Annotated in this window: 8 protein-coding genes; 1 reads left to right on the forward strand and 7 read right to left on the reverse strand. The window is 60.1% G+C overall.

What is annotated here, in order from left to right; all coding sequences use genetic code 11:
* Positions 1–589: 589 nt before the first annotated feature.
* The 4 genes from Q0K00_RS10035 to Q0K00_RS10050 form a co-directional block, all read right to left on the reverse strand.
* A complete protein-coding gene (locus tag Q0K00_RS10035) occupies positions 590–1180 on the reverse strand; it encodes an acyltransferase (protein ID WP_297229144.1) in 591 nt (196 codons plus the stop codon).
* Positions 1177–2346, reverse strand: a complete 1170-nt coding sequence (locus Q0K00_RS10040) for a DegT/DnrJ/EryC1/StrS aminotransferase family protein (protein WP_297229145.1) — start codon at positions 2344–2346, stop codon at positions 1177–1179. The genes Q0K00_RS10035 and Q0K00_RS10040 overlap by 4 nt, the downstream gene beginning before the upstream one ends.
* A 21-nt stretch (positions 2347–2367) precedes the next feature.
* Positions 2368–3678, reverse strand: coding sequence for a nucleotide sugar dehydrogenase (locus tag Q0K00_RS10045; RefSeq protein WP_297229147.1), 1311 nt, complete (start codon positions 3676–3678; stop codon positions 2368–2370).
* Positions 3679–3852: 174 nt separating this feature from the next.
* On the reverse strand, positions 3853–4905 hold the full coding sequence (locus tag Q0K00_RS10050; RefSeq protein WP_297229149.1) for a Gfo/Idh/MocA family oxidoreductase: 1053 nt from the start codon (positions 4903–4905) through the stop codon (positions 3853–3855).
* A 194-nt stretch (positions 4906–5099) separates the two neighbouring features.
* Between Q0K00_RS10050 and pap the strand changes: the two genes are divergently transcribed.
* Positions 5100–6674 carry a polyphosphate:AMP phosphotransferase gene (gene pap / locus Q0K00_RS10055; protein WP_297229151.1) on the forward strand — a complete coding sequence of 525 codons (1575 nt, stop codon included), beginning with the start codon at positions 5100–5102 and terminating at the stop codon, positions 6672–6674.
* A 129-nt stretch (positions 6675–6803) separates the two neighbouring features.
* Here pap and Q0K00_RS10060 read toward each other — a convergent pair whose 3' ends face one another.
* The 3 genes from Q0K00_RS10060 to Q0K00_RS10070 all read right to left on the reverse strand — a co-directional run bounded on the left by Q0K00_RS10060 (position 6804) and on the right by Q0K00_RS10070 (position 10533).
* Positions 6804–7847, reverse strand: coding sequence for a transporter substrate-binding domain-containing protein (locus Q0K00_RS10060; RefSeq protein WP_297229153.1), 1044 nt, complete (start codon positions 7845–7847; stop codon positions 6804–6806).
* Positions 7848–8079: 232 nt separating this feature from the next.
* Positions 8080–9579 (reverse strand): APC family permease, encoded by a 1500-nt coding sequence (locus Q0K00_RS10065; RefSeq protein WP_297229155.1) that lies wholly within the window; start codon positions 9577–9579, stop codon positions 8080–8082.
* Between the two features lie 111 nt (positions 9580–9690).
* A complete protein-coding gene (locus Q0K00_RS10070) occupies positions 9691–10533 on the reverse strand; it encodes a DMT family transporter (protein ID WP_297229157.1) in 843 nt (280 codons plus the stop codon).
* Positions 10534–10799: the final 266 nt, after the last annotated feature.

Consider the following 10799-nt stretch of genomic DNA (forward strand, 5'->3'; position numbering starts at 1 on the left):
CTTGTTGGTTTGTCTGGTAACTTCCAACTTACCGAATGAGGAAAGGGTGAACAACCTATCGGAACACAACATCTAGGGCCTGTTAATACAATTTTTACTAACAATTTCAATATATAAGCCTATCGACCGTACACGCTCCGCATGCCATAGAGGCGGGGTTACCTCGTGTCCCTGACTCTTCCCCCGGTAAAAGCGCGCTGGGGAAGGGATGGGGGGCTTGGGGGGAAGGGGAACCCCTCCAGCGCCGGCGGAGGGGTTCCCCTTCCCCCCCAAACAGACATGAAATAGTGTTAACAGGCCCTAGATGGACTTTGCGCACAGCGGGGACTGAGCGGTAGCGCCCGACGATCCATGCTCCTTGTCGCCCTTTCGGCGGCGCTTGGGTACAATCAGGCTTTGCCCGAAAAAAGCGGGAAACATGCGGCGGAATCTCCCCCAGAGGTATGTGGGAGGGGGCCTATACCGTCAGTCGGTGCCGTCAATCCGGCAAAGTGGCCGTTTCGGCAGGGAGATCGCTGTATCCGACAGCGTTCCGGCCCCGCCGTTCCGGACTCGTCATAAAATCGCAAGAGGGAAGGCGGCAAGCAGCTTACCTGTGCTCTTCCTCCCCCGTTTCCGCCTCGTCGAGTCTGCCGTCCCGCAGCAGATAGGCTTTGCCGCAGGCCGGGCAACGCAGATCCTTCGGCAGTTTTTCCCCGCACGCGCATACCCAGCCATGCTGGCGGGCCGGATTGCCGTAGATGAGGGCAAAATCGGGCACATCGCGAGTCACGACCGCGCCCGCACCGATCAGGGCATAGCGCCCCACAGTGATGCCGCAGACGATGGTGGCATTGGCGCCGATGGTGGCTCCCTGCCGGACAAGCGTCGGGCGGGCCTCATCCATGCGCTGGATATGGGCACGGGGATTGAATACGTTGGTAAAGACCATGCTCGGTCCGCAAAAGACGTCATCTTCCAGCGTCACGCCCTTGTAGACGCTGACGTTGTTCTGGATCTTGCAGCCCTTGCCGATGCGGACATCAGGCCCGATGACGACATTCTGGCCGATATTGCAGTTTTCTCCCACCACAGACCCGGACAGGATGTGGGTAAAGTGCCAGATCTTCGTCCCGCCGCCGAGGCTGACCTGATCGTCCAGGCAGGCCGTTTCATGTACGAAAACGGTGGAGCCGCTCATGCCAGAGCCTCACGAAGTGCTGAGGCGACCTTGCATACGTCCTCTTCCGGCAGATAGGGATGGAAGGGCAGGGCAAGGATGTTGCGCGAAGCCTGGAGTGCCGTCGGCATATCTTCCGCCGCGTAGCCCAGCCGGGAAAAGACGGCAAGACAGTGTTGCGGCTTGGGATAGTAGATGTTGGTGGGGATCCCCTGCGCCTTGAGGCGTTCCATGACGGCGGAGCGGCTGCCGTCGGGCAACAGCACGCAGTATTGCGCCCAGGCGCTGCGGTTGCCGTCCGCCACATGGGGCGGCGTCAGGCCCTTGATGTCGGAAAGATGCCGGGCATAGCATTCGGCCACTTGCTGCCGCGCCGTCAGCTCTTCAGGGAATATCTCCAGCTTGGCCAGCAGGATGGCGGCCTGCAGGGTATCCAGACGGCCGTTCAGCCCGAGACGCACGTTATCGTACTTGTCGCTGCCTTTGCCGTGCACACGGATGGAGCGCAGCAGGTCCGCCAGATCGTCGTCATCGGTAAAGACGGCGCCGCCGTCCCCGTAACAGCCCAGAGGCTTGGCGGGGAAGAAACTCGTGGCGGCCGCATGACACCCCAAAGCGCAATGACGCTGCCCGTGATGCGTGCCGCCAAAACTCTGGGCCGCATCTTCCAGGACAAGCAGATCATGGGCGCGGGCCACCTCCAGCAACTCCGCATATGCCGGAGCTTGGCCGAAGAGATCCACAGGGATGACCGCCCGCGGCGTCAGCTTGCGATTGCGTGCCGCTTCGGGGAGAGGGTAGATGCCGGGATCCTGCCTGAGGACAGCTTCCACCGCACGGGCCAGCAGGTCGGGCCGCATGTTGAAGGTCTGCGGATCGATATCCACGAAAATAGGCGTCGCTCCCAGAAGGGCGGGCTCTTCCGCCGTGGCGAAAAAGGTGAAGGGCGGCACGAAAACGGCATCGCCTTCGCCAATGCCCCAGGCCATGAGAGGCATGAGCAGAGCATCCGTACCGGATGCGCAGGTGATGCAGTGCCGTGCGCCGGTAAAGGCGCACAGGCCAGCCTCCAGTTCAGCCACTTCCGGCCCCATGATATATTTCCCGTGGTCCAGGACAGCCTTGATGCGGGCATCGATTTGGGAACGGATACGCGCCTGTTGCGCGGCAAGATCGATAAACTGCATGGATACTCTCTCCGTGGATGCTTACAGTCGCCAGAGGTCAATGCCGGCGTCGCGCAGGGCGCGCTTGTCCCAGAATCCCTTGATGTCCATGAGGCTGACAGCCCCGCTCCCGAACATGGCCTTGATGTCGTCGAGTCCCAGGCTGCGGAAGCTCTCATGCGCCACAGCCAGGATGAGGGCGTCCAAATGGCTCAGGGCCGAAAGCGGCAGGAGTTCCTGCCCGTATTCGTGCAGCGCCTCGGCGGGATCGGCCTCGGGGTCGTGCACAAGGGGAGTGATGCCGTATTCCTTCAGCTCCGCCACGATGTCCACCACGCGCGTGTTGCGGATGTCCGGCACATTCTCCTTGAATGTAAAGCCAAGGATACCCACGCGCGCGCCCTTGACGCGTCTGTCGGATTCGATCAGCCGTTTGACGCAGATCTCGGCCACAAATTTCCCCATGCTGTCATTGATCCGGCGGCCGGAAAGGATGACTTCAGGGTGGCAGCCGATCTCCTCAGCCTTATAGGTGAGGTAATACGGGTCGACGCCGATGCAGTGCCCCCCCACGAGACCGGGCCGGAAGGGCAGGAAATTCCATTTGCTCCCAGCGGCTTCCAGCACTTCCAACGTGTCGATGTCGAGCTTGTTGAAGATGATGGCCAGCTCGTTCATGAGCGCTATATTGATGTCGCGCTGGGTATTTTCGATGACCTTGGCGGCTTCAGCTACCTTGATGGACGAGGCGCGGTGGATGCCCGCGCTCACCACGCTGCCGTACACCTGTTCCAGCAGGTCCGCCGTGGCCTCATCCGAGCCGGAGACGATCTTGCGGACGGTCTCCAGCCGGTGGACCTTGTCGCCGGGATTGATGCGCTCCGGCGAATAGCCGAGCGTAAAGTCCTGCGGGAAGCGCAGGCCGGACTCCGCCTCGAGGGTGGGGCGGCATTCTTCTTCCGTCACGCCGGGATAGACCGTGGATTCATAGCAGACCACGCAGCCGCGCGACATGTGGCGCCCTACTGTTCGGCTGGCAGCGCGCACCGGCGTCAGATCCGGCCTGCGGTGATCGTCCACCGGGGTAGGGACGGCCACGATGATGACCGATGCCTGCCGCAGCTGCTCAGGGTCATCGGTGAAGAGCGCTTTGCAGTTCGCCAAGTCGGCGCTGTCTACTTCGCGAGTGGCATCGTGGCCACGTTGCAGGGCGGCCACACGAGTACTGTTGACGTCAAAGCCGATGACGTTGAAATGCCGGGCAAGCGCCACGGCCAGGGGCAAACCCACATACCCCAGCCCCACAACAGCGACAGCGGATGTTCCCTGCCGCAGTGCATCGAGAGAAACCATGCCCTCTCCTCTTTACAAATCTTTGAATCTTCTGCGCAATCCACGCAGCATCCGCCACGTTCTCACCATCAGGAGGAAACAGCATGGCCGAGGCAACAGGCGCATTCGCCCGTACCGTACCAGCTGGCGGCGGAGCGCCGCCGCAGCCGGTACGGATCTTTTGTCGGACGTACGTCAATATTCCAGCGGGAGCGAAACGGTTTTGTTGTCGCGCGCGCTGCAGTAGGCGGCAATGAGGATCTCAAGGGATTTGAGCCCTTCGCGACCGTCTGTTTCCGGCTCCGCTTCGCCACGCAACACGTCGATGACGTTCTTGTAATAAAGGGGATGGCCGAAGCCGTAAACGGAGGTTGTGGCATAGCTGGATTCCGCCACAGTGGCGTCATAGTCGCGTGGCTCGTCAAATTTCCAGATCTGGATCTCATTGACGGCCACACCGCCGATGCGGGCCGTGCCCTTTTCTCCGATGATGGTGATGGAGCCTTCCAGATTCTTGTCGTAGGTGAGCATGGTGACGGCCATGGAACCGAGAGCGCCGTTACGCCAGCGGACATTGAGCACGCCCGAGTCTTCCACCTCGATGTGGCGGGCCAGGGTGCCGGTCATGGCCTGTACGTCGGCCACGGGACCGATGAGCCATTCCAGCAGGTCCACATAGTGGCTGGCCTGATTCATGAAGGCGCCGCCGTCCATTTCCCATGTGCCGCGCCATTTGGCCGAATCATAGTAGGATTGCGGACGGGTCCAGAAAACGTTCAGGTGCACCATGTAGATGCGGCCGAAGCGTTGTTCGTCCACCGCACGTTTGAGCAGCTGGAGCGTGGCATTGCGCCGATTCTGCTTGACCACAAAAAGACGCCGTCTGGCCTCGTCGCACGCGTGGATCATGGCCAGACCGTCTTTCCAGCGGGTGGCCATGGGTTTTTCCGTCATGACGTGCCGCCCGGCGCGGGCGGCTTCGATGACCATCTGAGGGTGCAGGCCGCTCGGCGTGCAGATGGTCACAAGGTCGCAATCGCTCTTGTCCAGAAGTTCGCTCAGGGAGGAAAAACCGGGAACGCCATAACGCTCCACATGATCGCGCAACACGGCAGGATCGCTGTCGCAGACGGCAACCAGTTCCATATTGTCCTGATGCTTTTCTATCGAGCCAAAGTGATTTTTGGAGATGCGGCCACAACCGATGATGGCATTTCGGATCTTTCTGCCGGTAATGGTAGGAAACATGTTGGACTCCCCGAGTAAGATGGCAAAAAGATAGCCTGTTCTCTCCTGACGGTCAAGGAGCGTCCCCGCGGCGAGAGCGCAGAGCACTTGTCGTTTTTCCTTGTGATTCATGCCGTGCGGGGATAGACTGCAATATATAGCCCTTCATAAGCTCATGGAGCCATACGGGACACTTTACAGGACAAGGAGGTCATATGTTTGAATCTGCCGCGCTCGGGCGGAAATGCGCCGACAAGGAATATGAAGTCGCCATGCAGCAGCTGCGCCTGCGCCTTTTTGAGGCGCAGCGTCAGTGTCTGACCCGCAAGATCCCTGTACTCATCACCATAGCGGGACTCAATGGAGCAGGAAGGGGGGCTGTGGCCAATCTGCTTTCCGAATGGATGGACGGCAAGCATTTGCATCACCATGCCTTCTGGTTTGAAACGGATGAAGAGCGCGAACGCCCGCCTTTCTGGCGCTACTGGCGGCAGCTGCCTGCGGCTGGGGAAGTGGGGGTCTTTTTGGGCGGCTGGTACGGGCCTGCGGTGCGCTTGCGGGCCTGCCGGGACATCTCGGAAGAAGCTTTCACCAGCCGTCTGCATCGGTTGCGGGGGCTGGAAAACAGCCTTGCCGCATCCGGCATGGCCATCATCAAGCTCTGGCTGCATCTGGACAAGAAAACCTTTGCCCACCGGCTCAAACATCGCCTTGCGCATCAGGAAGTCTTCCACTTCACGCCCTATGACAAGAAGACCGCCGATAATTATGAAGGGCTGGTGGAAGGCATCTCCACGGCCATCCGCTTGACGGACCGCCCGGAAGCGCCCTGGACCATCGTGGACGCCGCGGACGCCAATTATCGCAATCTCTCCGTGGCGCAGGCCATCATCGCCGGCATGGAACGTGCCATGCGTGCACAGGATGCCAAGGCCGGACGCGTGGCGCTGGAGAAGGAGCAGGAGCATGACGGCGGCAGCGTGCAGGAAGGGCTCGTCTCCAGTCTGGAGGCCATTGATCTCAGCCGGTCAAAGGAACCTGACCACTACCGCAAGGAATTGAAAAAGCTGCAGGATGAGATCTTTTCCCTCACCTACCACGCGTATCGGCGGGGCATATCCAGCACGCTTATTTTTGAAGGCTGGGACGCTTCCGGCAAGGGGGGGGCCATACGGCGAGTCATCGGCGGGGCCGACGTACGCATCACTCAGGTCATCCCCATCAGCGCGCCATCGGACGAAGAGCTGGCGCATCATTATTTGTGGCGATTTTGGCGGCATATACCACGTGCCGGTTTTATCACCATATATGATCGCTCATGGTATGGACGCGTGCTCGTGGAGCGAGTGGAGAAGCTCACTCCGCGTGAAGACTGGAGCCGAGCGTATGCCGAGATCAACCATTTTGAGGAGCAGCTCACCGAGGACGGCAACATCCTGCTGAAATTCTGGCTGCATATCTCTCCTGATGAGCAGCTGCGACGCTTTGAGGAAAGGCAGCAGACGCCGTGGAAGCAGTACAAGATCACTGATGAGGACTGGCGCAATCGGGAAAAGCGCGATGCCTACAGCGTGGCGGCTGATGAGATGTTCCTGCGTACAAGTACAGCCTATGCGCCCTGGCATATCATACCGGCGGAAAACAAAAAGTACGCTCGGCTGGCTGTGTTGCGCTGCTACCGGGACGCGCTGCGCGCCGCATTGGACAAGAAGCCGGAGCGCCGCAAGGACGAGCGGGCGCATAATGCCGTCCGTCCTGATGACGGTCGGCCGAAGCACAAGAAAAAGTAGCGTTGTCCTGTGACATGCCGTGCGGGGCGGGGAAGCGGAAGCTTTCCCGCCCTGTCGCTTTCTGCGCGGAGGCGCAGGTAAACAAAAAAGCCGCCTTGCGGCGGCTTTGGCTGGTCATGGCAGTCTGGCTCAGGCCTTGGTGGCGGAGACAGCGGCGGCCTTGGCGCGGTTGGTCTCGCGGATGTCCCGGATCCGGGCGCGAGTCGCCTTGGTGACAGAGATCTGCCACCAGGTATGGAAGCCGAAGCCAAGCATCACGATCTCAGTGAAGAAGAAGAACAGCCACTGCAGGTGACGGTCGGCCGGTTCGGGAGCGCTTTCCTGCGCCAGCCAGTATTCGGCCAGCTTAGTCTTTTCTTCAGGGGTGATGCTGTCCATCCCCTTCTTGAGGATGCTGAACAGGATGGGCCAGTCCTTGCGCACGGCAATGGCGTGGCCGTAGCTGGACTCCACGCTGCCGACCTTCTCCATCTGCATGATGCCGGCCGTGTGGATCTTTTCCTTCAGGTTGAATTCGTAGTCGATGATGGCGTCGGCATCGCCGTTGACCACGGCCTTGAGCGCGTCCACAGTGGTGGCGCAGGGCACCACTTCCACTTCGGGATGGTGTTCCAGGAGGAAGTCATGCCAGGAGTAGGCGGCCACCACAGCCACCTTTTTGCCGTGTAGATCGGCCACGGTGATGTCGTGCAGGCCGGAGGTACGGGGCGCCCTGATGACGCCGGGTTCGTTGATGTAGGGCTCGGTAAAGAGCATATACTCGCTGCGGCGCGCCGTCTGGGCGGCGGCCATGTACATGTCCACTTCGCGGGCCTGCGCGCTGTGCTCGGTGGCGGCCCAGTCATTGAGGCGCAGCGGCAGGAACTGGATGCCGGTCAGGTGGCTCAGAAGCTTCATGTAGTCGCCGCCAAGGCCGGAATACTGACCGCGGCCGTCAAAAGTCTCGATGGGGTAGAAGTAGGGGTCCACGCCCACGGTGATCGTGCCGTGGCTGGTGATCCAGGCCTGTTCTTCGGGCGTGAGCTTGTTGATGATGGGTTTCTTGTCTTCGATCAGCTCATCCACAACGTGCGTCTTCTGCTGGAACACGCTGGGGAAGAAGGTTTCCAGGCCGATGTACACCTGAACGATGGTCAGGAGCAGGGCAAGGAGAATGGAAAGCAACAAACGCATGATATTACTCCGCTATGGCTTCGACAGCTTCGAGGTCGAAGATGACTGGCTTTCTCGGAACGTCTGCGACCCTAAGGGCGGCGCATGACGCGGTGAACGGTCGTGTGCTGCCGGCAGGGAGACGGCGCCCGCGCTGCGCCCATGACGGACAGAACGGCAGGCGGCACGCTCTGGTCCGGCATCGCAGGTCTTTCAGTCGCATGGGCATCCGTCTCCCTCCGTGCCGAAATCGCTAGACGATGTCCTCGTCGTCTTCCATGGTGTCGAACAGCACTTCCTGATCGGCTTTGCCGAACAGCAGGTAGCGCATGGTCGAGTGCGGAATGGAAAGCAGTTCCTGCTGCTTGCCCAGGAAGAAAATGGCCCCGAGGGCGACCCAGGCAAAGAGCATGGCCCAGTTGGGCACGTTGATGGCTACGGGAGAGCTGGGGATCATGAGCAGGCCGATGCAGATAAGCGATGTAATGGCGCCCAGAGTGCAGACGGGCTTACCCCAGGAGGATTCGCGCAGCTCAGGGTGCGCAAGCAGATACTTGCGTGCCGTCAGGCAGGCGAAAAGGTAGGCAAGCGCCGTGCCGATGGACGATGTGGCCACGATCCAGTCAAGAGCCGGTCTCCCGAACCACGGCACAATCAAGGTCAGCGCCGTGATGAAGACGACGCTCTTCCAGGCGGTATTGTATTTGGGATGCACTTCGGAGAAGAAGCCGGGCAGGAATTTGCTGCGGCCCATGCTGAACAGCAGGCGCGTGGTGGCCATGAAGAAGCCGTTCATGCCTGTCAGAATGGCCGCCAACACGGGAACGGCAAGGGCTACCCCGCCCCAGCGACCGAAGATTTGATTGGCGACCCAGCCCGTGGCCCAGTCATGGTTGGCGGCCAGCAGTTCCTTGTAGGGGATGAGGCCGGCGACGCACAGCGTGACGAGGGCGTAGATGACGGCGCCGCAGATGATGGAAAGCAGCATGAGATCACGGGCTTTGCCGGGAGAGAAGGAGAACTCCTCCGCCATCTGCGGGATGGTGTCAAAGCCCACATATAGCCATGGCGTCAAAGCCAGCACCATCATGACGCAGGCAATGGCCGAGCGGTTTTCCGCAAAGAGGGGCTGAAGGTTGTCGAGGCTCGCGGTCTCGGCGGTGGCCGTGCCGATGGTGAGTACCAGCACGCCGATGGTCAGGGCAAAGGCCAGGAAGACCTGAACGGCACTGGCCGCATCAACTCCACGGAAGTTCATATATCCGAAAACGAGCAGGATGACCGTAATGTAGCCCACTTCGCTGAGGTAGATATCCCAGTCCAGAACGGTATAGAGATGGCCGAACTGGATGCTTTCCCCTAGCAGGAAGCGTACCAGCAGAATGATGGCCGTGGCGTTGGCGGCAATGACACAGACATAGCTGAGCACCAGCGCCCAGCCGCAGATGAAGGCTCCCTTGGAGCCGAATCCCGCGTAGGCGTACACAAAAGCCCCGCCCGCCACCGGATAGGGCTTGATGAGAAAACTGTAGCCCAGCGCCACGATGCACTGAAAGAATGCGCCGATAAAAAAAGCGATGATGGTACCCAGCGGGCCGGCATTGGGCAGAAAGGTGATGCCGGGCAGCATGAAACACCCCCAGCCCACGATGGCGCCCAGGGCGAGCGCCAGAACTTCGGTGGGGCCGAGAGTTTTGGCAAGAGCCTCGCGTGCTTCCTCCATCAGCTCATGCTTTTCTGGTAAATCCCCCATGTGATCCTCCAAAATATGATTTGTCCAAAAAAGAACATTGGCCACACTAAAGGCAGAAGCCTCGCCCGTCAAGGGCAGGCAACCGACTATATGCAGAGGCCGGCCTTTTGGCTAACCGTACTTGAGTACCATTGTGCCGCAACACACGAGCAGGACGGCCAGGATGCGGCTGGGCGTAAGCTTTTCGCCCAAAAAGATGACGGCCATGAGCATGCCGAAAATGACGGATGTCTCGCGCAGGGCCGCCACCATGGCGATGGGCGCCTTGGTCATGGCCCAGATGGCTATGCCGTAGGAACCCAGGCCGCACAGCCCGCCGAAGATGCCTATCCCCCCGCGCTGCCGGAGATAGGGCAAATATTCACGACCATGCCGCAGGAAGACGTAGATATGCAGCGGGAAGATGTTGAGGAAGAATATCCAGCAGGCGTAGGCCACGCCGTAGCCGTCGCCGCCGGCCGACGCGCCGAAACCGTCCGCCAGCGTATAGCCGGCGATGACGAAGGAGGTGCGCAGGGAGATGAGGATGCCCCGCAGGTTGGCGTGCCGTTTCAGATTGTCCAGGGAAAGCGCCAAGATGCCGAGGCAGAGGATGGCGACCCCGCTCCAGCTCGTCAGGCTGAGTCCCTGACCGAGGCAGAGCATGACGATGGAAGTGATGAGGGGGGCGCAGCCGCGCATGATGGTGTAGCCGATCGAAAGATCGACTTCCTTGTAGGCGGCGGAGATGCAGATGTAATAGGTGAGGTGGCAGCAGCAGGAAAGGGCCAGGAACGGCCAGCAGGCGACAGGAAGCGGTGGGAGGAACGGCAGGATGAAAAGTGCGCCGAGACCTCCGCCCAGTGCATTGAGGGCTGACTCGAAGAGCTTGTTGTCCCCTCCCTTGACGATGATGTTCCACGTCGCGTGCAGAAGGGCGGCTCCAAGAACCAGCAGCAGGATATGGCTTGGCACAACGAACCTCCCCTATGTTGCCGACAGTATGCAGAGTCGATAGCGCATCCTGCCATGAGGAAGGCAAAAAGGCAATAAGCTGGCGGGTTTTTGCGCGGGATTCCAGCGCTCGCGGCTTTTTTCCCGGTCTGAGTTTTTTGAAAAAAGATTGTTCTTTCAGTTGGTTACTTTTTGTCATAAAAATAAAAGAAGGGTCATGACTAGCAGAGAGGATTCTCTCTGAGCATCTTGAGGAGGAGTTTGTAGATATCCTCATGACGGTGATT

It is taken from the genome of uncultured Desulfovibrio sp. (assembly GCF_944327235.1).
In the GTDB taxonomy this organism is placed as follows: Bacteria; Desulfobacterota; Desulfovibrionia; order Desulfovibrionales; family Desulfovibrionaceae; genus Desulfovibrio.